The sequence below is a fragment of the Nocardia suismassiliense genome (assembly GCF_900269665.1).
In the GTDB taxonomy this organism is placed as follows: Bacteria; Actinomycetota; Actinomycetes; order Mycobacteriales; family Mycobacteriaceae; genus Nocardia; species Nocardia suismassiliense.
Genome location: NZ_LT985361.1, coordinates 8,144,628 through 8,169,370, shown reverse-complemented (window position 1 = coordinate 8,169,370; position 24,743 = coordinate 8,144,628). Strand labels below are relative to the sequence as shown.

26 protein-coding genes and 1 pseudogene are annotated in these 24,743 nt (G+C 68.4%); 13 read left to right on the top strand and 14 right to left on the bottom strand.

From position 1 onward, the window contains the following. Positions 1–8: 8 nt before the first annotated feature. Together DBO33_RS36510 and glgC are read right to left on the bottom strand one after the other, a co-directional pair. The gene (locus DBO33_RS36510) at positions 9–509 is read right to left on the bottom strand and encodes a hypothetical protein (RefSeq protein ID WP_107659101.1); all 501 of its coding nucleotides are present in this window, start codon (positions 507–509) and stop codon (positions 9–11) included. 44 nt (positions 510–553) lie between these two features. Then, on the bottom strand, positions 554–1,768 hold the full coding sequence (glgC, locus tag DBO33_RS36505; RefSeq protein WP_107659100.1) for a glucose-1-phosphate adenylyltransferase: 1,215 nt from the start codon (positions 1,766–1,768) through the stop codon (positions 554–556). Positions 1,769–1,906: 138 nt separating this feature from the next. Here glgC and glgA point away from each other — a divergent pair, with 138 nt between their 5' ends. Beyond that, positions 1,907–3,064, top strand: coding sequence for a glycogen synthase (gene glgA, locus DBO33_RS36500; RefSeq protein ID WP_107660901.1), 1,158 nt, complete (start codon positions 1,907–1,909; stop codon positions 3,062–3,064). A 10-nt stretch (positions 3,065–3,074) separates the two neighbouring features. Here glgA and DBO33_RS36495 read toward each other — a convergent pair whose 3' ends face one another. The 9 genes from DBO33_RS36495 to DBO33_RS36455 form a co-directional block, all read right to left on the bottom strand. Next, on the bottom strand, positions 3,075–3,926 hold the full coding sequence (locus DBO33_RS36495; RefSeq protein ID WP_234391242.1) for a putative RNA methyltransferase: 852 nt from the start codon (positions 3,924–3,926) through the stop codon (positions 3,075–3,077). Beyond that, positions 3,913–4,080, bottom strand: coding sequence for a DUF3117 domain-containing protein (locus DBO33_RS36490; RefSeq protein ID WP_011211259.1), 168 nt, complete (start codon positions 4,078–4,080; stop codon positions 3,913–3,915). Before DBO33_RS36490 ends, DBO33_RS36495 begins: the two co-directional genes overlap by 14 nt. Before the next feature lie 141 nt (positions 4,081–4,221). Beyond that, positions 4,222–4,833 carry a DNA-3-methyladenine glycosylase I gene (locus DBO33_RS36485; protein ID WP_107659098.1) on the bottom strand — a complete coding sequence of 204 codons (612 nt, stop codon included), beginning with the start codon at positions 4,831–4,833 and terminating at the stop codon, positions 4,222–4,224. Next, on the bottom strand, positions 4,830–5,150 hold the full coding sequence (locus DBO33_RS36480; RefSeq protein WP_107659097.1) for a DivIVA domain-containing protein: 321 nt from the start codon (positions 5,148–5,150) through the stop codon (positions 4,830–4,832). Before DBO33_RS36480 ends, DBO33_RS36485 begins: the two co-directional genes overlap by 4 nt. Before the next feature lie 193 nt (positions 5,151–5,343). Further along, the gene (locus DBO33_RS36475; protein WP_107659096.1) at positions 5,344–6,480 is read right to left on the bottom strand and encodes an Mrp/NBP35 family ATP-binding protein; all 1,137 of its coding nucleotides are present in this window, start codon (positions 6,478–6,480) and stop codon (positions 5,344–5,346) included. Positions 6,481–6,499: 19 nt separating this feature from the next. After that, positions 6,500–7,363, bottom strand: a complete 864-nt coding sequence (locus tag DBO33_RS36470) for a lytic transglycosylase domain-containing protein (RefSeq protein WP_107659095.1) — start codon at positions 7,361–7,363, stop codon at positions 6,500–6,502. Positions 7,364–7,476: 113 nt separating this feature from the next. Further along, positions 7,477–8,661, bottom strand: coding sequence for a lytic transglycosylase domain-containing protein (locus DBO33_RS36465; protein WP_325050781.1), 1,185 nt, complete (start codon positions 8,659–8,661; stop codon positions 7,477–7,479). A 351-nt stretch (positions 8,662–9,012) separates the two neighbouring features. Next, entirely contained in the window at positions 9,013–9,573 is a 561-nt protein-coding gene (locus DBO33_RS36460; RefSeq protein WP_107659093.1) for a DUF1003 domain-containing protein, read from the bottom strand. Then, on the bottom strand, positions 9,566–10,852 hold the full coding sequence (locus DBO33_RS36455) for a magnesium transporter MgtE N-terminal domain-containing protein (protein WP_107659092.1): 1,287 nt from the start codon (positions 10,850–10,852) through the stop codon (positions 9,566–9,568). The genes DBO33_RS36460 and DBO33_RS36455 overlap by 8 nt, the downstream gene beginning before the upstream one ends. 57 nt (positions 10,853–10,909) lie before the next feature. On the opposite strand from DBO33_RS36455, the gene DBO33_RS36450 reads away from it, so the two are divergent. From DBO33_RS36450 to DBO33_RS36440, 3 genes are read left to right on the top strand one after another with little or no spacing between them, the layout of a single operon-like run. Continuing rightward, positions 10,910–11,872: an HpcH/HpaI aldolase/citrate lyase family protein gene (locus DBO33_RS36450; RefSeq protein WP_267897909.1), complete on the top strand. Its 963-nt coding sequence runs from the start codon at positions 10,910–10,912 to the stop codon at positions 11,870–11,872. Between the two features lie 12 nt (positions 11,873–11,884). Then, positions 11,885–12,376: a general stress protein gene (locus tag DBO33_RS36445; protein ID WP_107659091.1), complete on the top strand. Its 492-nt coding sequence runs from the start codon at positions 11,885–11,887 to the stop codon at positions 12,374–12,376. A gap of 3 nt (positions 12,377–12,379) precedes the next feature. Continuing rightward, the gene (locus DBO33_RS36440) at positions 12,380–12,961 is read left to right on the top strand and encodes a suppressor of fused domain protein (protein WP_107659090.1); all 582 of its coding nucleotides are present in this window, start codon (positions 12,380–12,382) and stop codon (positions 12,959–12,961) included. 7 nt (positions 12,962–12,968) lie between these two features. On the opposite strand, the gene DBO33_RS36435 is transcribed toward DBO33_RS36440, so the two are convergent. Further along, on the bottom strand, positions 12,969–14,039 hold the full coding sequence (locus DBO33_RS36435; protein ID WP_107659089.1) for a magnesium and cobalt transport protein CorA: 1,071 nt from the start codon (positions 14,037–14,039) through the stop codon (positions 12,969–12,971). 138 nt (positions 14,040–14,177) lie between these two features. Here DBO33_RS36435 and DBO33_RS36430 point away from each other — a divergent pair, with 138 nt between their 5' ends. From DBO33_RS36430 to DBO33_RS36415, 4 genes and pseudogenes are all read left to right on the top strand, one after another. Beyond that, positions 14,178–15,032, top strand: a complete 855-nt coding sequence (locus tag DBO33_RS36430) for a PHP domain-containing protein (protein WP_107659088.1) — start codon at positions 14,178–14,180, stop codon at positions 15,030–15,032. Positions 15,033–15,082: 50 nt separating this feature from the next. Then, positions 15,083–15,295 (top strand): hypothetical protein, encoded by a 213-nt coding sequence (locus DBO33_RS36425; protein ID WP_325050778.1) that lies wholly within the window; start codon positions 15,083–15,085, stop codon positions 15,293–15,295. A gap of 107 nt (positions 15,296–15,402) precedes the next feature. Beyond that, positions 15,403–16,911 (top strand): annotated as a pseudogene (locus DBO33_RS36420) (FAD-binding protein); the annotation flags it as partial. 861 nt (positions 16,912–17,772) lie between these two features. After that, positions 17,773–18,969 carry an NAD(P)-dependent malic enzyme gene (locus DBO33_RS36415; protein WP_407670574.1) on the top strand — a complete coding sequence of 399 codons (1,197 nt, stop codon included), beginning with the start codon at positions 17,773–17,775 and terminating at the stop codon, positions 18,967–18,969. A 3-nt stretch (positions 18,970–18,972) separates the two neighbouring features. On the opposite strand, the gene DBO33_RS36410 is transcribed toward DBO33_RS36415, so the two are convergent. Next, entirely contained in the window at positions 18,973–19,194 is a 222-nt protein-coding gene (locus tag DBO33_RS36410) for a hypothetical protein (RefSeq protein ID WP_107659085.1), read from the bottom strand. A gap of 41 nt (positions 19,195–19,235) precedes the next feature. Next, positions 19,236–20,123, bottom strand: coding sequence for a glycine betaine ABC transporter substrate-binding protein (locus DBO33_RS36405; RefSeq protein WP_107659084.1), 888 nt, complete (start codon positions 20,121–20,123; stop codon positions 19,236–19,238). A 196-nt stretch (positions 20,124–20,319) separates the two neighbouring features. Between DBO33_RS36405 and DBO33_RS36400 the strand changes: the two genes are divergently transcribed. The 5 genes from DBO33_RS36400 (at position 20,320) to DBO33_RS36380 (ending at position 24,734) form a co-directional block, all read left to right on the top strand. Beyond that, positions 20,320–21,252, top strand: coding sequence for an ABC transporter substrate-binding protein (locus DBO33_RS36400; protein WP_107660899.1), 933 nt, complete (start codon positions 20,320–20,322; stop codon positions 21,250–21,252). Positions 21,253–21,262: 10 nt separating this feature from the next. Beyond that, on the top strand, positions 21,263–22,426 hold the full coding sequence (locus DBO33_RS36395; RefSeq protein ID WP_107659083.1) for an ABC transporter ATP-binding protein: 1,164 nt from the start codon (positions 21,263–21,265) through the stop codon (positions 22,424–22,426). Next, positions 22,423–23,091 carry an ABC transporter permease gene (locus DBO33_RS36390; RefSeq protein ID WP_107659082.1) on the top strand — a complete coding sequence of 223 codons (669 nt, stop codon included), beginning with the start codon at positions 22,423–22,425 and terminating at the stop codon, positions 23,089–23,091. The genes DBO33_RS36395 and DBO33_RS36390 overlap by 4 nt, the downstream gene beginning before the upstream one ends. Continuing rightward, positions 23,088–23,804 carry an ABC transporter permease gene (locus tag DBO33_RS36385; RefSeq protein WP_107659081.1) on the top strand — a complete coding sequence of 239 codons (717 nt, stop codon included), beginning with the start codon at positions 23,088–23,090 and terminating at the stop codon, positions 23,802–23,804. Before DBO33_RS36390 ends, DBO33_RS36385 begins: the two co-directional genes overlap by 4 nt. A 240-nt stretch (positions 23,805–24,044) precedes the next feature. After that, positions 24,045–24,734 (top strand): PadR family transcriptional regulator, encoded by a 690-nt coding sequence (locus tag DBO33_RS36380; RefSeq protein WP_107660898.1) that lies wholly within the window; start codon positions 24,045–24,047, stop codon positions 24,732–24,734. The last annotated feature ends 9 nt before the right edge of the window (positions 24,735–24,743 follow it).

The following is a 24,743-nucleotide window of genomic DNA, read 5'->3' as shown; positions in this document are numbered from 1 at the left end:
GCGTAACCCTAGCGTCGGAAGATCGCCCGGCCCAGCACGGAACCCGAACGGGGAGCATCGGTTTCGGACATCACCAGGGAGGCGAACAGTTCCGCCTGGTTTTCGAGAACGTCATCGTAGTCGGTCCGCGCCAGCACCCGGAGCACAACGTCGGTGTCCACTTCGGTGAACAACTGCTGCAGCGTGCGCAGGCGCGACGAGGGGGACACGTAGCCCGCGTGATCCAGCAGCAGGTGCGCGATCTCGTGCAGCACAATGTGATCGGCGTGGTAGCCGGAGCTCGCCGCGTCGTAGGCGACGACGAAACTGTCCGGTCGTTCGATGACCACCCCGCACGGAAATCCCTTGGCCGTCAGATCCGGTTGCCCGAACAGCGTGATCGGCTTACCGAGCAACGCCGCGACATGATCGACGAAGGTTTCCAGGTGCCACGGTCGCGGCACGTCGAGCGACGCGGTCAGCGTGCGGACCTGTTCCAGCGCGGGGTCGGACGGCGCGCGCCTGAACATGACTCTATCTTCCGGGCCGAAAGCCCTTGCTGTCCAATGTTTCGCTACACCCAGACACCCTTGCCGACGGTGACGACGCCACCGTTGCTGATGGCGAAGCGCTCGCGGTCGCGCTCCAGATCGACGCCGATGATCTCGCCCTCGCCGACCACCACGTTCTTGTCCAGGATGGCCCGGCGCACCACCGCGCCACGGCCGATGCGCACACCCGGCATCAGCACGCTGCCCTCGACGGTCGCCCCGTCGTCGATCACCACATTGGAACTGAGCACCGAATTGCGCACCGTGGCGGCCGACAGGATGCTGCCCGCGCCGACGATGGACTCCTGCGCCAGGCCGCCCTGGGCGAACTTGGCGGGCGGCAGGTTCTCGGCGGCGCCGCGGATCGGCCAGTGCCGGTTGTAGAGGTTGAACACCGGGTGCACCGAGACCAGGTCCATGTGCGCGTCGTAGAAGGCGTCGATGGTGCCGACGTCGCGCCAGTAGCCGCGGTCGCGTTCGGTCGCGCCGGGCACGTCGTTGTCGGCGAAGTCGTAGACGCCGGCCTGCCCCGAGGCGACCAGCGACGGGATGATGTCGCCGCCCATGTCGTGATCGGAGTCGGAGTTGTCCGCGTCGGCCTTGATCGAATCCACCAGCACCTTGGTGGTGAACACATAATTGCCCATTGACGCAAAAGTGACATTGGGATCATCGGGCGTGCCCGGCGGATGCGCCGGCTTCTCCAGGAACTGGGTGATCAGGCCGGACTCGTCGGAGTCGATGCAGCCGAACGCGCTGGCCTCGCTGCGCGGCACCCGGATACCGGCCACCGTGACGCCCGCGCCGGACTCGATGTGATGGTTGACCATCTGTTCCGGATCCATCCGGTACACGTGGTCGGCGCCGAAAACCACGATGTAGTCGGGATCTTCGTCGTAGATCAGGTTCAGCGACTGCATGATCGCGTCGGCGCTGCCGGTGTACCAGCGCGGCCCGAGCCGCTGCTGCGCGGGCACCGGGGTGATGTATTCACCCCCGAAACCGGACAGGCGCCAGGTCTGCGAGATGTGCCGGTCCAGCGAGTGCGACTTGTACTGGGTGAGCACGCACAGCCGCAGAAAACCCGCGTTGACCAGGTTGCTGAGGACGAAATCGATCAATCGATAGGCACCGCCGAACGGCACCGCTGGTTTGGCACGGTCCGCCGTGAGTGGAAAGAGTCGCTTGCCCTCGCCACCGGCGAGCACGATCCCGAGTACGTGCGGCTGGCTCCTCACACCTGCCAAACTACCGGGTAACCGGCGCGCGAGTGGCCCCAGCGGTGCTGAACGTCTACTTTGAAGCGGGTGAGTTTCGGCACGGACACCGGTCGCTCGACGGCGGATTCCGGCGCGCACGACCGGCTTCGGGTCGCGATGCTGACCCGTGAGTACCCACCCGAGGTCTACGGCGGTGCGGGGGTGCACGTCACGCAGCTGACCGCTCAGCTGCGCAGGTTGTGCGAGGTCACCGTGCATTGCATGGGTGTCGCGCGCAGCGATGCCGTGGTGCACCAACCCGATCCGCAGCTCTACGCCGCCAACGCGGCGGTGCAGATGATGTCCGCGCAGCTGCGTATGGCCGACGCCGCGGGGCAGGTGGACGTCGTGCATTCGCATACCTGGTACACCGGCCTGGCCGGGCACCTGGCCGCCACCCTCTACGGCATCCCGCACGTGCTCACCGCGCATTCGCTGGAGCCTCGGCGGCCGTGGAAGGCCGAACAGCTCGGCGGCGGCTACCGGCTCTCCTCGTGGTCGGAACGCAACGCGGTCGAGCACGCGGACGCGATCATCGCGGTGAGTGAGGGGATGCGCCACGACGTGCTCGACGCCTACCCCGCCGTCGACCCGGACCGGGTGCACGTGGTGCGCAACGGCATCGACGCGGGCGTGTGGTACCCGGGCCCGGTGGCGGCGGGCGCGCGGCCGGTGCTCACGGTGCTCGGCGTGCGGACCGACCGGCCGATCGTCGCGTTCGTCGGACGGATCACCCGGCAGAAAGGCGTCGGGCATCTGCTCGCCGCCGCGCGCGACTTCGACCCGGACATCCAACTGGTGCTGTGCGCGGGCGCGCCCGACACCAAGGAGCTGGAGGCGGAGACGGCCGCCGCGGTCGAGGAGCTCCAGCGCAACCGGGGCAACGTGTTCTGGGTGCGCGAGATGCTGCCCACCGAGCAGATCCGGCAGATCCTGGCCGCCGCGACGGTGTTCGTATGCCCGTCGGTGTACGAGCCGCTGGGCATCGTGAACCTGGAGGCGATGGCGTGTGCGACCGCGGTGGTCGCCTCGGATGTGGGTGGCATCCCCGAGGTGGTCAGCGACGGCAGCACCGGACGGCTGGTGCATTACGACCCGAGTGCGCCGGAGGCGTACGAGCAGGCGTTGGCCGCGGCGATCAACGAGGTGGCCGGTGATCCGGTGCTGGCCGCGGAGTTCGGGGCGGCGGGGCGGGCGCGCGCGATCGCCGAATTCGATTGGTCGCGGATCGCGGCGCAGACCGTCGAGGTGTACGACCAGGTCCGCAAGCTCTGACGTCGGCCGGCTAGGCCGGCAGATACGTGGCGACCAGGACCGAGGCGGTGACCTCGACGGCATCGGGGAGGGTGGCGATGCGCGGATCCTCGGTCACGGCGTGATGAGCTGACGGCCCCATGCCGACGACGTTCGCCACGTCGGCCCGCGTGAGCTGCATCGCATACTCGACCAGCACGCGTTCTGCCGCCGCGAAATGGCCGGACATGGCCGCGTCGAGCCTGCGGTCCTTGTCCGGATCGATCGTCACCATGCCGAGCGGGCCGATCAATTCGTGCAGGTGCCGGTCGGTGGGGGTGGCGACGACGAATCGGCCGTCCGCAGCGAGCACGCGGGCGACCTCGGCCGGATTGCGCGGGGCGAACACCGACAGCACGGCGCGCAGCGTGCCGTCGCGGACGGGCAGCCCACGCCAAGCGTCGGCGAGGACCGACGCCGCCCGTGCATGGGCGCGGGCACAGCGCCGGGCGGCCGGTTTGGCCACGTCCAGCGCGATTCCGGTGCACGAGGGTGCGGCGTCGAGCGCACCGGCCAGGTAATAGCCGGTGCCCGCGCCCACCTCCAGCACTGTGCCGGACGCATGCGCGTCCGGCCCGATCGCCTGTGCTGTCGCGGCGGCGATCGGTGCGAAATGTCCCCCACCTTGAAAGGCGGCACGCGCGTCCAACATGGCCGCGGTGTCGCCGGTCATCTTCGTCGACGCGCCGGTCAGCAGGCTGACATAGCCCTGCTTGGCGATGTCGAAGCTGTGCCCGTGCGCACACCGCAATGCCCGATCACGCGGCTCGAGTGCGAGCGCGCATTCCGGGCAGGACAGCAGGCCGGCCACAGCTGCCAGCGCTGAGGTATCAGCTGGTGACACTCTTCAGTTCGTCGCCGAGCGCCGCGGCCTCGTCCGGCGTGAGTTCGACGACCAAACGCCCGCCACCCTCGAGTGGAACCCGCATGACGATTCCACGCCCTTCCTTGGTTGCCTCGAGGGGACCGTCCCCGGTACGGGGCTTCATGGCCGCCATCCTCTGCTCCCTCCAGATCTGCGCGATATGCTGCGCACTTTCTTGGAACTCCAGTTGTCACCAACCAGCGAGCTCGCCGGCATTTGGCGAGCTACACCTGTCCCATTCTTCCCTATCGCGGATGTGGACGGATACCTGAGTTCAAAAAGTGACCGGTCGGACTGTGTCGGACACGTCCCGGCCGACCCAGCAATCGGCCAGGTGATCGTCTACCATCCCCGTCGCCTGCATCAGTGCGTAGGCCGTGGTCGGTCCGACGAAACGGAACCCCCGCCGCTTCAATTCTTTTGCCAGAGCTACGGATTCGGGTGTGCTGGCGGGTACGTCGGCGCCCGTTTCCGGGCGCGGCCGCGGGTCGGGCGCGAAGGACCAGAGCAATGTGTCCAGTCCGATATCGAGGTCGCGGGCAACCCGGGCGTTGCCGATCGCCGCCTCGATTTTCAGGCGGTTGCGGACGATGCCCGGGTCGGCGAGCAGCCGCGCCACATCGGCCTCGCCGAACTCGGCGACCCGCGCGATCGAGAATCCGGCAAACGCCGCCCGGAAGGCGGGCCGCTTGCGCAGGATGGTGATCCAGGACAGCCCCGACTGGAACGCCTCGAGGCACAGTCGCTCGAAGAGCGCGTCGTCGCCATGCAGCGGCTTGCCCCACTCGAAGTCGTGGTAATCGCGGTACAGCTGGGTCTCCAGCGGCCAGGCGCAGCGGATGCGGCCGTCGTCCTCGGCGCGGCGCAGGGGGTCGGGAGAGCTCATTTCGATTCGGGGGTGACCGCGGTCTGCCAGCGTGCGGCCTGCGCCTCGGCGAGCTGGTGCTGTAGTTCGTCGATCCGCCCGGCGAGCCGGGCCAGCGCCCAGTCCACCTCGGACGCCTTGTAACCGCGCACCACCTGCTGAAACCGCAGCGCCCGCACATCGGCGCCGGAGACCCCCTCGGCGGGCAAGACCGTCGCCGTCGTCCCCTCCGGCAGCGGCCCCAATTCCTCGGCCCGCCCGAAGACCGCACTGGCGAGCAGGAACAGCACCGCGGCGACGAGACCGACGATCAGCACGTAGAGCAGCAACGTGAGCATGAGACGAGCTTATTGGCTGGGTCCGACACCAGGCACTCGGTGTCCACGCGGAAATTGGACGTCGAGGTCTCCAGCACAGCCGATTTCGTACGCAGGTAGGCAACTCGCCGGGACCGGGCTGTCCCATCCACTACCGCACCGCCGACGCGACTTCCATGGCCCCGGTGTTCGGCCCGAAACCGCGCAGCGGCGGCTATCCGTGACGCGTGGTGTCGATGTTGAGGGACATGCCCGCCAGCCCGCGACGACGGACAGCCAGTTTGTCGGCGATGTCGAGCAGCGCCTTGGCGGCGGGGGAGTCGGGGCTGCGCAGGACGATCGGCGAGCCCTCGTCGCCCGCCTCGCGCACGGCCTGCTCGATCGGGACCTGACCGAGCAGCGGCACGTCGGCGCCGACGGCGCGGGTGAGGCGGTCGGCGACCACCTGGCCGCCGCCGGAACCGTAGAGCTCCATCCGGCTGCCATCGGGCAGGTCGAGCCAGGACATGTTCTCCACCACGCCGGCGATGCGCTGCCTGGTCTGCAAGGCGATGGCGCCCGCGCGTTCGGCCACCTCGGCGGCGGCGATCTGCGGGGTGGTGACGACGAGGATCTCGGCGCCGGGGATCAGCTGGGCGATCGAGATGGCGATGTCGCCGGTGCCGGGCGGCAGGTCGAGCAGCAGCACGTCCAGATCGCCCCAGAAGACGTCGGCGAGGAACTGTTGCAGCGCCCGGTGCAGCATCGGTCCGCGCCACACCACCGGCGTATTGCCCTGGGTGAACTGCGCGATGGAGATCATCTTCACGCCGTGCGCCTGCGGCGGCATGATCATCTTCTCGACCTGGGTCGGCCGGGCGTCGGTGCCGAGCATGCGCGGGATGGAGTGGCCGTAGATGTCGGCGTCCAGGATGCCGACCGAGAGCCCGCGCGCGGCCATGGCGGCGGCGAGATTGACGGTGACGCTGGACTTTCCGACGCCGCCCTTGCCGGACGCCACCGCGTACACGCGGGTGAGCGAGCCGGGCTGGGCGAACGGGATGACCGGGTCGGCGGAGTCGCCGCGCAGCTGCTTGCGCAGGTTGGTGCGCTGCTCGTCGTTCATCACGTCGAGGTCGACGGTGACCGCGCCGACGCCGGCGACGTCGGCCACGGCCTTGGTGACCCGCTGGATGATCTCGGTGCGCAGGGGGCAGCCCGCCGTGGTCAGGTAGACCTCGATGTGCACATTGCTGTCCGGACTGATCGCAATGCTCTTCACCATGCCCAGTTCGGTGATCGGCTTGCGGATCTCCGGATCGTCGACCTTCGCGAGCGCGCCCCGCACATCCGATTCCGTAACTACTGGCATGGCAGGAATTTTAGGCGTGTCAAATTCTGGGCAGGTCCCCGGCCCGTGGTGCGACACCACTGCTGTACGAGGTTTCCCAGGCCATGACGTTCGCGACGTAGGCCATCGAGTTGTTGTAGCGCAGGATCGCCTTGGACTGCTGGGCGAAGTCGCGCATGTTCAAACCGCCGTCGCACAGGTACTTTCCGGCGGTCAGTGCCGCGTCGAAGAGGTTCTGCGGATCGGCGATGCCGTCGCCGTTGCCGTCGGCGGCATAGCGCTTCCAGGTCTGCGGCAGGAACTGCATCGGGCCGATGGCGCGGTCGTAACTGCCCAGCCCGTCCAGCTCGCCGCCGTCGGAGTCGCGAATGACGTTGTTGCCCGCCAGGCTTCCGTCCAGCACCGGGCCGTAGACCGGGGTGAGCGGGTTGCCGTCGGCGTCGGCCTTGCCGTAGGCGTGCGTGGATTCGACGCGGCCGATCCCGGCGAGCATCGACCACGGCATGTTGCAGGTGGGGTTGTCCGCGGCGAGGATGCGCTCGGCGTTCTCGTAGGCCGCGATCGCGATGCCCGGGACACCCATCGGGCCCGCGGGCAGGGCCGCGAGCTGCCGATTATCTGCCAGCGCAACGGATTTCACCACCGGCGGCCCGCTCGGCTTCGCCATCTTGTTGACGACGAACTCGGTCTCGGCGGCCGGCTCCATCAAGGTCTGCGGCTTCGCGCCGACCGCGATCTGATCATCCCCCGGGAGATGCTGCTCTACTGCTGCCGCGGCCTGACTCGCGTTACCCACATCGGACGCGGCAGTGACTGCCACGAGTCCAGCGGGAACCAATCCGGTAAGTGCGAGAACCGAGCTGCGCTTGACGGTGACAGCCGGTTTTTTACGGTGACGCCCCACTGTGCGGTGACCCTCCAACGGCTCTTCGTGAGCCCTTCGTGATCTGACGAAGAGGAGACTACCGCATTCGAGACCCTTTTGTTACTGCTTCGTGACCTGCTTCGAGTTTGGCGTCAGCCCTGGGGGGCAGGCGGCAGCGGGATCACGATGCCGAAGGGCAACGTGATACCCGGCGGCGGTGTCGGGGTCGCCGCAGCCGTTGGGGGTTCAGGCTCGACCGTTACCGTCGGCGGCGCGTCCGGCGTCGGCGCCGTCCGCTGCTCGGGCGCGGGCGCCTGTTGCGATTGCGGTTGCGGCGCCTGCGCTTGCTGCTGGGCTTCGGGCGGCGTGCAGACCGGCACCACGGGCGGCTGCTCGGGGTGCGCGGGATCCGCCGGAGCGGCCGCTCCGGCCCCGAAGGTCTGTCCGGGTGCCCCGGGCACGATCGCGGGCTCTGCGGGCTCGCCAGGGCGCGGCATGGGCGCCGGAATCACGGCGGGCTCACAGGGATTGAGCGGCTTCGGCGGCGGCGGGCAGAAGATGCCGCACGGGATCGGCGGCAGACCGGGGATGGTGATCATCACTTCGGTCGGCGTCGGCGTCGTCGTACTGGTCTGCGGCGCCGCGGGGGTGGTCGTGGCAGGCGCGGCGTTCGTGTAGGTCGCCGCGGTCATGTTCGGGCCCTGGGCCTGGGTGCTGCTGCCGGGCGGAATCAGATCGGGGGAGATGGTCACCTGGGTCGGCGCGCCACCGGTGCGGTAGGCCGCGGCCCAGCTGAGCACGTTGGCCGCGTAGGCGGTGGAGTTGTTGTAGCGCAGCACCGCGCGTAGTTCCTGGGCTTGGTCGCGCAGGTTCAGCCCGCCCGAACACAGGTACTTGCCCGCGGCGAGCGCGGAGTCGAAGACGTTGTTCGGGTCGGCGACACCGTCGCCGTTACCGTCGGCGGCGTACTGGCTCCAGGTGCCGGGCAGGAACTGCATCGGCCCCATCGCGCGCACGTAGCCGCCGCTGGCGGCCTTGATGATCTCGTTGCCCGGCAGCGTGCCGTCGAGTGCGGGGCCGTAGATCGGGGTGACCGTGGTGCCCGCGGCGTCGGTGCGCCCGCCGCCCGCGTGGCCGGATTCGATCCGGCCGATGCCCGCGAGCAGGCTCCAGGACAGTCCACAGCCGGGGGTGGAGGATTCGAGCGCGAGCTCGGCGTTGCGGTAAGCGGCGAGCACGACCTCTGGGATCCCCAGTGCGCCACCGATCATCGGGAGCGAGATCTCCTGCAACGGCACCCGTCCGGCAAACGGCGCCGAGCCGTCGGACGGGGTCATTGCCCGTAGTTTGCGGGGCGCCTCCTGGGTCACCGGGAGCAGGCCGACTGTCTTAGACAGTCCTGTTTCACTTGCCTTGCCCGTACTGCCCGTCGGATTGGCGGACGACGCGAGCAAAGCCTCAGGTGCCTGCGGTGCGCCGGTGGAGGTGGTGGGGTCGGAGGTCGAGCCTGTGGCTACCAGACCAGCTACGACCAGGGCCGAGACGGTTATCGGAGCAGATATACGCATTCAGCCACACCAATCCTCTACGTCGTTTGAGCGGCTGTCCGGGACATCCCCTTCCCGAACCCGCTCGGGACAACGCTGTCCAGGTTACCCACCAGTCAGGTAGTTGTTCGGTATTTCCCGTCAATCATCAGCTACAGCCGGTGAAACCGGGGTGGACGACTGCTTTCGGCCGGAGTTTTTCTTGCGCTGCGAGTTGTCGTCGCTCGCGCCCTCGATCCGATCGAGTATCTCCTTCAACTCCTCCAATTCCCTGCGCAAATAGTCGCGAGTCGCCACTTCGCCGACCGCGATCCGCAACGCTGCGAGTTCGCGGGCCAGGAATTCGGTGTCCGCCTTGGTCTGGGCGGCCCGCATCCGGTCCTCCTCCAAGGAGACCCGGTCGCGGTTGTCCTGCCGGTTCTGCGCGAGCAGGATCAATGGCGCGGCATAGGCGGCCTGGGTGGAGAACGCCAGATTCAACAGAATGAACGGATACGGGTCCCAGCGCAAGGCGATGACGAAGACATTCAACGCGATCCAAATAATCACGATGATCGTCTGAATGGCCAGGTAGCGGCCGGTGCCGAGGAAGCGGGCGACCCGCTCGCTGCTGCGCGCGAGCGCCTCGGCATCCCACTCGATCCGGAACCGGGACTCGACCGGCGTCTCCAGCCGCTGCCGAGCGCCGCCTTTGTCAGTCATGACGGACTATCCCTTCGTGCAGCTCTTCCTGATCCCGCCAGTCGTCGGGCAGCAGATGGTCGAGTACGTCGTCGACGCTCACCGCGCCGAGCAGGTGGTTCTCCTCGTCCACCACGGGTCCGCAGACCAGGTTGTAGGTCGCGAAGTAGCGGGTGACCGCGGCCAGCGGGACATCGGGGCGCAGCGGCGCCAGCTCCGCGTCGAGAATGCCGCCCACCAGGTGGGCCGGTGGTTCGCGCAGCAACTGCTGGATGTGCACCGAGCCGAGATAACGGCCGGTGGGTGTCGCGGTCGGTGGCCGGACCACGAACACCATGGACGCCAGTGCGGGTGTCAGATCCGGGTTGCGCACCCGCGCCAGCGCCTCGGCGACCGTGGTGGACGGGGTGAGGATCACCGGCTTGGGCGTCATCAGGCCGCCCGCGCTGTACGGCGAATGCTCGAGCAGCCGGCGCACCGGTTCGGATTCCTCCGGGTCCATCAGCGCGAGCAGCGATTCGGCCTCGCTGACCGGCAGTTCGCCCAGCAGGTCGGCGGCGTCGTCGGGATCCATCGCCTCGAGCACGTCGGCCGCCCGGCGCACCTCCAAGTGGCCGAGCAGATCGACCTGCTCGTCGTCGGGTAGCTCCTGCACGACATCGGCGAGCCGCTCGTCGTCGAGTGCGATGGCGACTTCGATGCGCCGCTTCTCCGGCAGTTCGCGCAGCAGGTGCGCGACATCGGCGGGGCGCAAGCCTTCGAACTGCTCCAGCAGCTGAGTGACCTCCTGGCCCGGCTGATCGATCTCGGTCGGCGTCAGCCCGGATACGTGGATCCAATCCACCACGTGCACGGTGCGGCGGCGCCCGATCCTGCGATGCCCGCGCACCGCCACCCTGGTGACCCGCCAGTCCCTGGTACGGGTCTGTTCCATGCCGAGATCGACCACGACCACATCCACCCCGGCGAGGTCGGGCAGATCCGGATCCTCCACGCGCACCGCGGAATCCACGATCTGCGCGAGCGCGAGCATCTCGCCGGGGCGCTGGGTGAACCGGCGCAGGCTCACCGTCCCGGTATTCAGTGTCACCACCCCCGGCTCGATCGCGGTGACCCGCAGGATCGGCACGAAAATGCGCCGACGGGTGGGCAATTCGACGACGAGACCGTGGATCCTGGGCTGTTGCCGGTCGTACCGGATGGCCACGACGACATCGCGGACCCGGCCGATAGACTCGCCGTCCGGTCCCAACACCACCAGGCCGGCCAGCCTGGCGACGTACACCCTGGTAGCTGCCATGCTTGCCAGGCTAGAGGTTCGCGGGCGGGGGCAAGTACCTCGCCACGATCGACGGGAGTGATCTTGAAGCCGCGCCGTTCGGTGCTCGCCTGTCCGGGCAGCAACAAGAAGATGATCGAAAAGGCCAAGGGCCTGCCCGTCGACGAGGTATTTCTCGATCTGGAGGACGCCGTCGCGCCGGCCGCGAAGGCCGAGGCGCGGGCGAATATCGTGGCGGCGCTGAACGACTCCGACTGGGGCTCCCAGTTGCGCGTGGTCCGCGTCAACGACTGGACCACCCAGTGGACCTACGCCGACGTGATCACCGTCGTCGAGGGCGCGGGCACGGCCCTGGATGCCATCCTGCTGCCGAAGGTCACCGACGCGGGCCAGGTGCGCGCCCTGGATCTGCTGCTCACCCAATTGGAGAAGGCGACCGGGCTCGAGGTCGGCCGGATCGGCATCGAACCGCAGATCGAAAATGCGCTGGGGCTCCGCAATATCGACGAGATCGCCACCGCGAGCCCGCGGGTGCAGGCGCTGGTCTTCGGGCCTGCCGACTTCATGGCGAGCATCAACATGCGCACCCTGGTGGTCGGCGAGCAGCCGGAGGGCTACGACACCGGTGATGCCTATCACCACATCCTGATGACGATCCTGCTCGCCGCCCGCGCGCACGGTTTGCAGGCGATCGACGGCCCGTACCTGCAGATTCGGGACGTGGACGGCTTCCGGCGGGCCGCCGCGCGCACCGCGGCACTCGGCTTCGACGGCAAGTGGGTGCTGCATCCCGGCCAGATCGAGGCGGCCAACGAGATCTTCAGCCCGCGTCAGTCCGACTACGATCGCGCCGAGTTGATCCTGGACGCGTACGCCTTTCACACCTCGGCCGAGGGTGGCGCTCGCGGCGCGGTGATGCTCGGTGACGAAATGATCGATGAGGCAAGTGCGAAAATGGCTCAGGTGATCGCGGAAAAGGGCCGGGCCGCGGCAATGACGCGTACCACGCGTTTCACACCACCGGGAATCCGGTCGGAATAGCAGAATAGAGACATGACGAATCCCTTGGGGAACTCGAATCGCGCACGGCAAGCGCTGCCGACGCCGCCGTCCGGCTGGCCGGTCGGCTCCTATCCCACCTACGCCGAGGCCCAGAAGGCCGTCGATTACCTGGCCGACAGCCAGTTCCCGGTGCAGGACGTGACCATCGTCGGCGTCGACCTGATGCAGGTCGAGCGCGTCCTCTACCGGCTGACCTGGGGCAAGGTCATCGGTGGCGGCGTGGTGAGCGGAGCCTGGCTCGGCCTGTTCCTCGGCTTGCTGCTGAGCCTGTTCACCACCAGCGGCGCGCTCGGCCCGCTGCTGGTCGGCCTGGTCGGCGGCATCATCTTCGGCGTGATCTCCACCTCGATCCCGTACGCGGCGACCAAGGGGCAGCGCGACTTCGCCTCCACCATGCAGTTGGTGGCCGGGCGCTACGACGTGCTGTGCGACCCGAAGTCCGCCGAGCAGGCGCGGGACATGCTTGCGCGGCTGGCCATCTGACGCATGGAGGTGGTGTCGACGGTCCGCGCCGGTGTGCTGGACCACTTCGGTGTGCAAACGACCGGCGTCGATTCGGCGTCGGTGACGTTCCTCGGCTTGGAGCCCATCGAGATCCTGCGCATCGCCGACGGCGAGCTGGTGCATTACGCGACGGTGGGCGGCTCCCGCCACCCGATGGGCGATCCCACTGCGCTGCTTGCCGATCCGGTCAAGGGGCCGCGGGCCGAGCTGGTGCTCACGTTGCGTGGCACGGCTGGGGCCAGTTCGGGACTGGCCAAGACGCTCGGGGTGCTCGCCGCCGCGCCCGCCGTGGAAGGTGTTGTGCTGCAAGCCGATGCGCTGATGGACCTGGGTGAGCCGATGTGGCAGGGCGCGCCGTTCTCCGCGGTGTTGTTGGGCGAGAGCGAGATTCCCGAGGTGGTGCTGCCCGAGCCAGCCGAACCGGTGCGGTACTTCGCGGTGACGCCGGTGACCGCGACCGAGGCGGCCTGGGTGCGGGTGCGCGGGGCGCAGGCGCTGCGAGATGCATGGGCAGAGGCGGGCATCGACGTGCGTGACCCCGAAAGAGGCGCTGCCAGTCTGTGATCCGGCGCTACAGCCAGTTGTTGCGGTGAAAGTTGACGTACAACCCTATGCAGATGCCCAGGGTGACCACGACGACCAGCCAAAAGCCCCACACATCTTCGGATCCCGGGATGTGGGTGAAGTTCATGCCGTAGAGACCCGCGATCATCGTCGGCACCGCGGCGATCGCGACCCACGCCGAGATCGTGCGCATGTCGGTGTTCTGCTGCACGCCGACCTTGGCCAGCACGGCACTGATCAACGCACTGAGCGCCTCGTCGAAATCGGTGATCCGCTCGGCCACCCCGGCGTGGTGATCGGCCACGTCACGCATGTAACGCCGAATCTCCTTGGGCAGCGGCACATCCGGCTTGTGCCCGAGTATCTGGAGCGGGACCGCGAGCGGGTTCACGGCCCGGCGTAACTCCACCACTTCGCGCTTGAGCTGATAGATCGACTCGATCGTGATGCGATTGCGCGGCGTGAAGACCGCCTCCTCCATCGCGTCGATATCGAGTTCGATCGACTGCGTCACCTCGATGTAGGAATCCACCACGTGATCGGCGATCGCGTGCAGCACCGCGCCGGTGCCGAGCATCAGCTGGGCCGGATCGGCCTCCAATTCCTTGCGCAGCGAGGCCAGTTCGGAGTGCTCGCCGTGGCGCACGCTCACCACGAAGTCCGGCGCGGCGAAGATCATGATCTCGCCGGTCTCCACGATCTCGCTGACGCTGTGCATTTCGTGCTCGACATAGGCGACCGTCCGCATAACCAAAACCAGCGTGTCGTCGTAGCGCTCCAGCTTCGGGCGCTGATGCGCGTGCACGGCGTCTTCGGCGGCGAGCGCGTGCAGCCCGAACGTCTCGGCGATATCGGCCATCTGGCGCTCGTCCGGATCGTGCAGGCCGACCCAGACGAAGCCTGCGCCCCGGTTGCGCACCTCGGCCAGCGCCTCGCGGTGGGTGAATCTGCCGGGCAGTCGCTGTCCCTCGACGTAGACGCCACAGTCCACAATGGCCCGCGCGGTCGGGATGGGGATCCGCGGCAGCTGCTGCTGTGGTCCGCGGCCGGAACCACGGAACGACGGTATCGATGGCACACGGCGATGCTACGTCGCCTGTGTGTGCGGTTCGGGGCGCACGCCCGCGGCATGAGCGTCGGGCCCGGAGGCGGTAGCGAAGCGTGACCACGCAGGGACCCGCGAGTGCCGCCGATCGAGCACTGTAAGACTGAGGGCGTGCGCATTGATCTGCATACCCACTCGACCGCGTCCGACGGCACCGACACCCCGGCGGAACTGGTTCGCAACGCGGCCGCCGCGGGCTTGGACGTGCTCGCGATCACCGACCACGACACCACGTCGGGCTGGACCGAGGCGGTCGACGCGCTGCCGCAGGGGTTGACGCTGGTCCGCGGCATGGAGATGTCCTGCACCGGCCTCGGCGAGGACGGCTGGCCGGTGCCGGTGCATCTGCTGGCTTATCTGTTCGACCCGGCCGACCGCAGTTTCGCCGACGAGCGGGAGCGGTTGCGTGGCGAGCGGATCGAGCGGGTGCGCGCGATGGCCGAGCGCATGGTGGCCGACGGGTTACCGATCGATCCGGACGCGGTGCTCGGCTCGGCCGGGGCGTCCGCGGGCCGGCCGCACTTGGCCAGGGCACTGGTGGCGGCGGGTGTGGTGCCCAGTGTCGACGCCGCCTTCGACGAATTGCTCGCGCCGCACGGCCCGTATTACGTGGAGAAAGCCGACACGCCGCTGCGGCGCGCGGTGGAGATGATCGCCACCGCGGGCGGGGTCAGCGTGATCGCCCACGCGCGGGCCCGTAAGCGCGGCCGGTTGCTCGCCTTGGACGACATCAGGGAGCTGGCCACGCTCGGACTGGGCGGCTTGGAACTCGACCATCCGGACCATTCGGCGCAGGACCGCGCGGTGCTGGCCGGTCTGGCCGCCGAGCTCGGCCTGCTCACCACCGGGTCGTCGGACTACCACGGCACCAACAAGACCATCCGCCTCGGCGAGTTCACCACCGACCCAGCGCAATACGAGGTGCTGGTGGGTAAGGCGACCGGTGTGCCGGTGATCGCTTCGTGAGGCTGCTGCGTGGCCTCAGCGGGATCGTCGCCGCGGGCACCGTCGCGCTGATGCTGGTCATCGTCGGTACCGCGGTCATGGCGGGGCGCCGGGACTTCCCGGGTCCGGGCGCCGAGTCGGTGGCGTGGCATGTGGTGGTGGCCGTGATTGCCGTTGCGGCGCAGATTTATTCGGACAAGCGTCGGGGTTTCGCCGCCTTTTCCGGATCTGCGGTTGTTTTTATCTTCGCTGGATTATTGCTGTGGACGCAGTGGTGGAGTTGATCTAGGGCGGCGTTATGACATTCGGCTGACATCGAATCCGAAACGCCACCGCTAAATATTCCGCTAATGGTTGCGGCAACGTGAATTGTGGCCGAACATTTCTCATTGTGACCGAACTCGAGACGGACGTACTGGTTCTGGGCGGAGGCCCTGCCGGAACCTGGGCCGCCGTCTCCGCCGCCGCCACCGGCGCCCGAGTGGTGCTCGCCGACAAGGCCAGATGCGGCACCAGCGGGCCGACCGCGCACGGCACCACCTCGTTGTGGAACATTCCCCCCGGCCCGGCGAGGGACGAGGCGGTGCGCCGTGGGTACACACACGGCGGCGGACTCGGCGATCCGGAATGGATGCACCGCGTACTGGAGGAGACGCACCTGCGGGTCGAGCAGCTGGCCCGCTGGGGTTATCGATTCCCAGGCGCGGGACCCGGCTCTTCGCTGCGGGTGTATCTGGACGGCGCGAGTTATCTGCGCCGGATGCGGCGCAGCGCGCTCGACGCGGGGGTGCGCGTCCTCGACCATCATCCGGCCCTGCAACTGCTCGTCGATCGCGACGGCGGCGTCGCCGGGGCCACCGGGGTGCAGCTGCACAACCACTGCCAGGCGTGGACCGTCCGTGCGGGCGCCGTGGTGGTGGCCACCGGCGGTTGTGCCTTCCTCTCCGGCGGCGCGGGCACGGATGTGGACACCGGCGACGGCCTGCTGTTCGCCGCGGAAGCCGGCGCCGAACTCTCTGGCATGGAGTTCTCCAGTGCGTACGGCCTGACGCCCGTGCTGCATGCGCAGCCCTCGGCTCGCCGGCCGAAGTCCGCGTCCGAGCTCGGGCTGCATTTCGCCACCCTGTACGACGAGTCAGGGGCCGTCCTCGAAGGCCACCGCGCCGCCGCCTTCGTTGCCATCGCCGACGGCCATCGGGTGTTCGCGGCACTCGACGACGTGCCCGTCGCGATGCGCGGCCGGCTGACCGAGCAGGGCCTGGTCGACCACACCGGCCGGGTACCGCTGCGCGCGGTGCTCGAGGGCACGGTGCGCGGCACGGGCGGATTGCGGGTCGCGAACCACGACTGTGCGACCACGATCGGCGGGTTGTTCGGCGCGGGTGACGTGACCACCAGGGAGCTGATCACCGGCGCGGTCAGCGGCTTCGGTGGTCAGGGCGGTGCCTGGGCCATCGCCTCCGGGGTGTGGGCCGGTGCCGGTGCGGCCAGGTACGCGCGCGCGGCCGACCTGCGCAGTCCGGTGCGCGAGGTGCCGGGGGCGGGGCTCAGCGAGGTGTCCCGGATCGATCCGCGCGCGGTGGTCGGGCTCGTGCAGGAGCACACGCTGCCGCTGCGGCGCAGCTACTGGCGCAGCGCGGGCAGCCTGGTCGACAGCATCGGCGAACTCGACTCGATGTGGCCCGGCGCCGAATTCGACCTGGGCGGCACCGGATTGGATCGGTTGCGGGCCAGGCAGGCGGCCGCGTTGCTGGCCGTGGCGCGATGGACCAAGTACAGCGCGCTGGCGCGGACCGAGAGCCGCGGCATGCATCGGCGCACCGATCACCCCGGGGCCGAGGCGGATTGGCGGGTGCGGTTGATGTCAGGGGGCCTGGACAACGTGTGGGTGCGCCCGGACGCCCGCGAGATCGCGGCATTGGACGCGGGCGTGGTCGGTGCCAAGGAGATTGCTGTGCCGCCCGCCCGCGAGCCGGTCGCGCGGGGCAGGCGCGAGGCGCTCGCGCTCGACGCGCACGACCCGTCCATCCGGCGGGAGACCCTGGTGTTCGACGCCCGCGGACCGGCCCCTCGGCGGGAGACGCTCGTGCTCGACGCCCGCGGTCCGTCGGGGCGTCGCGAGGCGCTGGTGCTCGATGCGCGCGGACCGGCGGTCGCGCATGCCCGCGAGGTCGGCGTGCTGAGCGCGCGATCGGCGGCGATCCCCGACGCGCCGGAGATTTTGCCTGCGGACGACCCAGCGGCGACGACCGCCGCGCACCTCACACCGGCCGACCCGATCGCGTTGTGACAACTCACCGCCCGGTCGGCGCGGTACGCGAGTTTTCGCTTACCGTCCGGTAATTCCGTCGCAGTAAGCTGGGTGCGGGCAGGCGACACGGCGAGAACCAGACCGGTTTGGCAAGTCGCAGACCGTGCTGGCAGAATGTGTCGGATTCCTTTACCTAAGCCACCGCCGGGTACTGGAGTTACGGAGATCTCCGCCTCGCGACGCACCGTCGCGACCCGAGGATCACGCCGCATGTTCTGTCCGGACCCACCCGTCCGGCTCCCGCTCCGCGGATCAGTGCCGCGCCACGTCAGCGAAATCGACAACGGGTTTTTGTGACCCGCCGTCACACGCGAAACGTACCGGTCTGCGCACTCGATGAGCATAAAGAATCCACAGGAGCGGAGCCTGTGGAGCGACTGTAGACACTAATACCTATATACCCGGCGGTAACCGTCCCCCGGTTTGTCCGGCCCGAGCAGGAGTGAAATCGTGTCACCTGTGACTGACGCACCGAATGCCACTGCAAGTCTTTCCGAAATCACCCACGACGAGATTTTCGCGGGACATCTCGGAGGCAAGCTCTCGGTAGAACTCAGCTCGCCGCTGGAAACCCAGCGCGACCTGTCGATCGCCTACACCCCGGGCGTCGCTCAGGTGAGCCGGGCGATCGCGCAGGACGCCGAGCTCGCCAAGCGCTACACCTGGACCGACCGGCTCGTCGTGGTGGTCAGCGACGGCACCGCGGTGCTCGGTCTCGGCGACATCGGCCCGCGCGCCTCGCTTCCGGTGATGGAGGGCAAGGCGGCGCTGTTCAAGAAGTTCGCCGATCTCAACTCGATCCCGATTGTGCTGGACACCAAGGACGTCGACGAGATCGTCGAGACGGTGATCCGGCTGCGCCCCAGCTTCGGCGCGGTGAACCTGGAGGACATCTCGGCGCCGCGCTGCTTCGAGGTGGAGAAGCGACTCATCGAGGCGCTCGACTGCCCGGTCATGCACGACGACCAGCACGGCACCGCCATCGTGGTGCTGGCCGCCCTCAACGGCGCGGCCAAGGTGCAGGGTCGCGCCATCGACGACATGAAGGTGGTGGTGTCCGGTGCGGGCGCCGCCGGTGTCGCGTGCACGAATATCCTGCTGGCCGCGGGTGTTCGGGACGTCACCGTGCTCGACTCGAAGGGCGTCATCACCCGGGAGCGCACCGACCTCAACGCGGTGAAGGCCGAGCTGGCCACCCGGACCAACCCGCGCGGGCTGTCCGGCGGCGCGGCCGAGGCCCTCACCGGCGCCGATGTCTTCCTCGGTCTGTCCGCGGGCCTGATCGCCGAGGAGCTCATCGCCTCGATGGCGCCGGAGTCGATCGTGTTCGCCATGTCCAACCCGGACCCGGAGATCCACCCCGAGGTCGCGCGCAAGTACGCCGCGATCGTGGCCACCGGCCGTAGCGACTTCCCGAACCAGATCAATAATGTGCTCGCGTTCCCCGGCGTGTTCAAGGGCGCGCTCGACGCGGGTGCCCGCCGGATCACCGAGGGCATGAAGATCGCCGCCGCCGACGCCATCCTCAGCGTCGTCGCCGCCGAGCTCGGCCCGGAGAAGATCGTGCCGAGCCCGCTGGACCCGCGGGTCGCCCCTGCGGTCGCCGAGGCCGTCGCGGCCGCCGCGCGTGCCGAAGGTGTTGCCTGACAATCACTCGCTGGAAGGCGCCTTGTCCCGATCGGGGCGGGGCGCCTTTCGTGTATTGCGTTGCCGACGATCGGACAGGTGGATCCAGACGTTCATGGCGATCATCGCGCACAGCGCGAAAATCAGGGATGCCGCGAACACGGGATTGCGGTCCGTATTGGTCGCCCATACGAACAGCAGAATCGCCACGAGCGCCACATAGCCGCCGATGAACCTGATACTCACTGGTCAGACGTTAGCGATGTCCGGTGCCGAACGTGCGGTGTTTACAGCGAGTGGTCATCGAGCCACCTGCGCGCCAGCTCCGCGGGCTTCGCGCCCTCGTCCCGGACGCCGCGGATCATCGCCGCGAGATCGTCGGTGGTGAGTTCGCCCGCAACATAATTGAGCTTCTTGATCTGCAGCTCGTCGAGCACACCCTTGCGGAACAGCGGCAGCACGTTCTCCGCGCGCAGGGCGTAGTCGGCGTCGGACAGGATCGTCAGCCCGTCGGTCGACCCGGGTACGACGGCGGGCGGCCCGGTCAGCAGCCCGGCTTGAACCTGTCCGTCCAGCAGCGCCTTTCGCAGCGCCGCCGCGTCGGGGAACCGCACGGTCGTGGCGCAGTCCGCCACCTGTTCGAGCGCGGATGGTAGGGCGATCAAGTCCGGGACGGGCGCAACGCCGATGGTGAGCGTGCCGCAGCGTGGCACGAGATCACCGACGGTGCGCACGTTGTCGCGCGCCGCCGCCTCGCTGGTAAGGATGACGCGCGGCCGAAGATCGGTGCCGTCGGCGGCATCGGTGACCACCAATCCCTCGGGCAGCGACTTGCTCAGCGCCTTACGCACCTGGTCGGGCGTGCGGTCGGGGGCGGTGGTGTCGAGGAAGGCCAGCAGCGCACCGTTGTGCTCACCGACCAGGTCGACCCGCCCCGCGTCGAGTGCCGCCAGATAGTCGGCGCGCCCGCCCAGCCGCGCCTCGACCGACGTGCGCGCGCCGGCCCGAGCCAGTGCGCCCGCATATATTTCGGCGAGCAGCCCCGACTCGATCGAGTCACCGGCGCCGACCGTGATCCGCGCGCCCTGCTCACCGTTCCCGCAGGATACGGCCAGTGCGGCGGTCGCGACGACCAGTAATCGAGCCAGCATCCGCAGCGACGCGGGCAACACCATCCGGCGACACCAACTCTCCGAGAGACCGACAGAGCTAACAGGAAGACCCTGAAGCGGGCAGTATGGACACCCAGAATGTACCGGTGGCTGTGCTGCCCCGGGACCTCGCACTGCCCGTCATGCCGGAAGGACTCCAGTGAAAACCTCGATCACCCCCGATGCCGCGCGGCACGGTCGGTCGGCGCTGCGGCTCACCATGCGCGCCGTCCGATGCATCGTCGCCGCGACGGCGTTGGCCGCCGCCATGATCCTGTCCGCCTGCGGCAACTCCGACCCGCTCGCGAGCAAGGGCGACTGCGAAGGCGACGGCCTCATCGTCGGCTCGGCGAACTTCCCGGAGTCCGAGACCGTCGCGGAGATCTACGCGGAGGTCTTGCGAGTCAACGGATTCAAGGTCGAGACCAAGCTGAACATCGGCAGCCGGGAAGCCTACGTCCCGGCGGTGCGTCAGTGCGCGATCTCGGTGATCCCCGAGTACACCGGCAACCTGCTGCAATACCTGGACAAGAACGCGACGGCGACCAGCGCCGCCGACGTCGACGGCGCGCTCGCCAAGGCGCTCGGTTCGGAGCTGGCCATCGGAACCCCAGCCCCCGGTGAGGATTCCGACGCGGTGGTGGTCACCAAGGCCACCGCCGAACGCTGGAACCTGCAGTCCATCGCCGACCTGGCCGCCCACTCCGCCGAGGTGAAATTCGGTGCGCCCGCGGAATTCCAGGAGCGTCCGGGCGGCCTGCCCGGCCTGAAGAAGAACTACAACCTCGACATCGCCCCGAACAACTTCGTGCCGATCGCCGACGGTGGCGGGCCCGCCACCGTGCGCGCGCTGGTCGAGGGTCAGGTGACCGCGGCCGATATCTTCACCACCTCGCCCGCCATCACGCAGAACAACCTTGTGGTGCTTGCGGATCCGAAGCACAACTTCGCCGCGCAGAACGTGGTCCCGCTGTTCAACGCGGCCAAGAAGTCGGACAAGGCGCTGGCCGCCCTCAACGCGGCCTCGGCGAAGCTGACCACCGCGGAACTGATCAAACTGAACGAGGCCGTCTCCGGTAGCAGCAAGACCGAGCCCAAGGCCGCGGCTGCGGCGTGGGTGGCCGCGCAGGGGCTGAAGACCCCCACCGGGTAGGAGAAAAGCGTTGTCCGATATCGAATTCCGCGGTATCAGCAAGACCTATCCGGACGGCACGCACGCCGTCACCGACCTCGATCTGCGCATCGACTCCGGGTCGTTCACCGTGTTCGTCGGCCCGTCCGGCTGCGGCAAGACCACCTCGATGCGGATGATCAACCGGATGATCACGCCCAGTTCCGGCAGCATCACCATTGCCGGACAAGACATTTCGACGGTCGACCCGGTAAAGCTGCGGCTCGGTATCGGTTACGTGATCCAGAGCGGTGGACTGCTGCCGCACCGCACGGTCGTCGACAATGTGGCGACCGTGCCGGTGCTGCGCGGTGATTCGCGCAAGGCCGCCCGCGCGGCGGCGCTGGAGGTGCTCGACCGGGTCGGCCTGGATCGGTCGCTGGCCGGCCGATATCCGGCGCAGCTGTCCGGCGGTCAGCAGCAGCGCGTCGGGGTGGCCAGGGCGCTGGCCGCGGACCCGCCGGTGCTGCTGATGGACGAGCCGTTCAGCGCGGTCGATCCGGTGGTGCGGGCCGAGTTGCAGACCGAGATGCAAAGGCTGCAGGCCGAATTGCAGAAGACCATCGTATTCGTCACGCACGACATCGACGAGGCGATCACCCTCGGTGATCGCCTCGCGGTGTTCGGCCGCGGCGGGGTGTTGCAGCAGTACGATCCGCCGGATCATGTATTGGCCCAGCCGGCCACCGATTTCGTTGCCGATTTCGTCGGACGCGACCGCGGCTATCGTGGGCTCTCCTTCCGTTCGGCGAAAGATGTTCCGCTGCACGAGATTCGGACCGCGACCTCGGCGGAGGTGCCGTCGCTGCGGCTGGACCGCGGCGACTGGGTATTGATCGTGGACGCCGAAGGTAAGCCGGTCGGCTGGATCGACGTCACCGGGGTGGAGGCGGTGCGTGGCGGACGTTCGCTGGCGGCGAGCACGTCCGCGGGTGGCTCGCTGTTCACCCCGACCGGTGATCTGCGGCAGGCGTTGGACGCCGCGATCTCCTCGCCGTCCGGAGTCGGTGTCGCGGTGGATGATTCGGGTGCCGTGCGGGGCGGTGTGCTGGCCACCGAGATCCTGCAACGGCTCGCCGATCAGCGCGCTGTCGAAGACGCCGAGCGCAACAGGCACTTCTTCGAACAGGAAGTGAGCGGCGGGGGCTCGACGTGAGGTACCTGATCGACAACTTCGCCGAGATCATGGGGTTCACCAGAACCCATCTCTACCTGGCGCTGGTGCCGCTGGTGCTCGGCCTGGTGATCGCGGTGCCGGTGGGTGCGCTGGTGCGCCGGGTCTCTTGGCTGCGCCGGATGACGGTGACCGTGGCGAGCCTGGCGTACACCATTCCGTCGCTCGCGCTGTTCGTGATCATCCCACCGTTGGTCGGGATTTCGACGATCGACCCGTTGAACGTGATCATCGCGCTGACCGTGTACTCGACCGCGCTGCTGGTGATCGCCGTGCCCGCCGCGCTGGATTCGGTGTCCGCCGAGGTGATCGACGCCGCCGACGCGGTCGGGTTCAGCTCGCTGCGGCGCACGCTGACCGTCGACATGCCGCTGGCCATCCCGGTTTTCGTGTCCAGCCTGCGGGTGGTGGTGGTCACCAATATCGCCATGGTGTCGGTCGGCGCGCTGATCGGGGTCGGCGGCGTCGGCAAACTGTTCACCCAGGGTTACCAGCGTGACTATCCGGACGAGATCGTCGCCGGCATCATCGTGATCTTGGCGCTGGCCCTGATCTTCGACCGCCTCGTCTACGCGCTCGGCCGCTGGGCCACGCCATGGGTGCGGGCCGACGCGCGCTCGGCGCAGGCGAAAGGCGTTGCGGCATGAACCTTTTCATCGATGCTTGGCACTATCTCACCGACGGCGCGAACTGGAACGGCCCCGCGGGCATCGAACACCGTGTCGCCGAACATCTTTGGTACAGCTTCCTCACCATCGTCGCGTCCGCCGCGGTCGCGCTGCCGCTCGGCCTGGTGATCGGGCACAGCAAACGTGGTGCGGCCGTGCTCGTCGGCTTCGCGAACGCCATGCGGGCGCTGCCGACGCTCGGCCTGCTCACCTTTCTGGTGCTCGGCCTCGGCCTCGGTTTGATCCCGCCGCTGCTCGCCCTGGTGACGGTGGGCATTCCGCCGCTGCTGGCCGGGGCCTACGCCGGAATCGCCAATGTGCCCGCCGATGTCGTCGACGCCTCGCGCGCCATGGGCATGACCGAGACCCAGATCCTGTTCCGGGTCGAGGTGCCCAACGCCATGCCGATCCTGCTCACCGGTCTGCGCGGCGCCACCCTGCAGGTCGTGGCCACCGCGACCATCGCGGCCTACGTCAACCTCGGCGGGCTCGGCCGCTACATCTTCGACGGCATCAGCCTCTACCGGTACGACCGGGTTCTCGTCGGCGCGCTGCTGGTCGCGGTGCTGGCCATGGTCCTCGACGGGTTGCTCGCCGTGGCCGTGTGGGCGAGCACGCCGGGCACCGGGCGGCTTCGTCGCGCCACTGTCCTGCCGGTTGCCCCTGACCTCAGCGTGCGAACCACCGGCTGAGCCGCCGAACAGTCCAGTTCAGCCCGGCCTCCGACTGATGTCGGGGGCCGGTTTGCTGTGCCCGCGATCACTTCTGAGCCTGATGACCAGGTCTTGCGATCGCATTGTTCCGCACCGTATATTCCACGTGGAGTATTTAGTGTGGAGTATGTCGGAAGCCGGGGCTACGTTCGCCTCGCGGGCCGATGACTCCGGCTCGGGCGCTGACCACGCGCGAGCGATCTGCGGAAGGTGATGGAAATGGCGCAGCAAGCGCGTCCGGCAGTGACGCCACTGGCGATCGCTGTGCTCGCGCTGCTCGAGGAGCAGCCCATGCACCCGTACGAGATGTATCAACTGCTCATCGCGCGCCGGGAAGATGTACTGGTCAAGGTGCGGCCCGGCTCGCTGTATCACACGGTGACCCGGCTGGCCGAGCACGGTTTGGTGCAGGCCGAAGGGGTGGACCGGGAGGGCAACCGGCCCGAACGCACCACCTACCGCATCACCGAGCAAGGCCGCGCGGCGCTGCGCAGCCGGATCGCCGAGATCCTGCGCTGTCCCGTCCCGGAGTATCCGGTGTTCCCGATCGCGCTCGGCGAATCACACAACCTGCCCAAGGACGAGGTGCTCGCGATCCTGCGGGAGCGGGCCGAGCACCTGAAAACCGAACTGGCCGAGGTCGAGCTGATGATCGGCTGGGCGGGCGAGCGCGGGGTGCCGCGCCGCTACGTCATCGCGCTGCCGTACCTGCACGCCATGCTCGGCGCCGAGATCGCCTGGCTCGAGAGCTTCCTCGTCGAATTGGCCAGTGGGGCGCTCGAATGGGAGGACTTCGACACGGCCACCGGCGATCGGCCCGTCAAGCACCACAAAGGCTGGACCAGTGATGACCTCACCGGGGTGCCGCCGGTGACCAAGATCCGCCGCGGCGCGGGGGCACCGCCTTGATGCCGCGGC

What these genes read in the sequence shown, in the direction of transcription:
- DBO33_RS36465 (WP_325050781.1), bottom strand. Translation starts at nt 8,661, where the DNA reads ATGACCCCGTCCGACGGCTCGGCGCCGTTTGCCGGACGGGTGCCGTTG.
- DBO33_RS36380 (WP_107660898.1), top strand. Translation starts at nt 24,045, where the DNA reads ATGGCGCAGCAAGCGCGTCCGGCAGTGACGCCACTGGCGATCGCTGTG.
- DBO33_RS36475 (WP_107659096.1), bottom strand. Translation starts at nt 6,480, where the DNA reads ATGCCAGTAGTTACGGAATCGGATGTGCGGGGCGCGCTCGCGAAGGTC.
- DBO33_RS36455 (WP_107659092.1), bottom strand. Translation starts at nt 10,852, where the DNA reads ATGGCAGCTACCAGGGTGTACGTCGCCAGGCTGGCCGGCCTGGTGGTG.
- DBO33_RS36460 (WP_107659093.1), bottom strand. Translation starts at nt 9,573, where the DNA reads ATGACTGACAAAGGCGGCGCTCGGCAGCGGCTGGAGACGCCGGTCGAG.
- DBO33_RS36440 (WP_107659090.1), top strand. Translation starts at nt 12,380, where the DNA reads ATGGAGGTGGTGTCGACGGTCCGCGCCGGTGTGCTGGACCACTTCGGT.
- DBO33_RS36485 (WP_107659098.1), bottom strand. Translation starts at nt 4,833, where the DNA reads ATGAGCTCTCCCGACCCCCTGCGCCGCGCCGAGGACGACGGCCGCATC.
- DBO33_RS36400 (WP_107660899.1), top strand. Translation starts at nt 20,320, where the DNA reads ATGCGCGCCGTCCGATGCATCGTCGCCGCGACGGCGTTGGCCGCCGCC.
- DBO33_RS36445 (WP_107659091.1), top strand. Translation starts at nt 11,885, where the DNA reads ATGACGAATCCCTTGGGGAACTCGAATCGCGCACGGCAAGCGCTGCCG.
- glgA (WP_107660901.1), top strand. Translation starts at nt 1,907, where the DNA reads ATGCTGACCCGTGAGTACCCACCCGAGGTCTACGGCGGTGCGGGGGTG.
- DBO33_RS36425 (WP_325050778.1), top strand. Translation starts at nt 15,083, where the DNA reads ATGCTGGTCATCGTCGGTACCGCGGTCATGGCGGGGCGCCGGGACTTC.
- DBO33_RS36405 (WP_107659084.1), bottom strand. Translation starts at nt 20,123, where the DNA reads ATGGTGTTGCCCGCGTCGCTGCGGATGCTGGCTCGATTACTGGTCGTC.
- DBO33_RS36480 (WP_107659097.1), bottom strand. Translation starts at nt 5,150, where the DNA reads ATGCTCACGTTGCTGCTCTACGTGCTGATCGTCGGTCTCGTCGCCGCG.
- DBO33_RS36385 (WP_107659081.1), top strand. Translation starts at nt 23,088, where the DNA reads ATGAACCTTTTCATCGATGCTTGGCACTATCTCACCGACGGCGCGAAC.
- DBO33_RS36490 (WP_011211259.1), bottom strand. Translation starts at nt 4,080, where the DNA reads ATGGCGGCCATGAAGCCCCGTACCGGGGACGGTCCCCTCGAGGCAACC.
- DBO33_RS36510 (WP_107659101.1), bottom strand. Translation starts at nt 509, where the DNA reads ATGTTCAGGCGCGCGCCGTCCGACCCCGCGCTGGAACAGGTCCGCACG.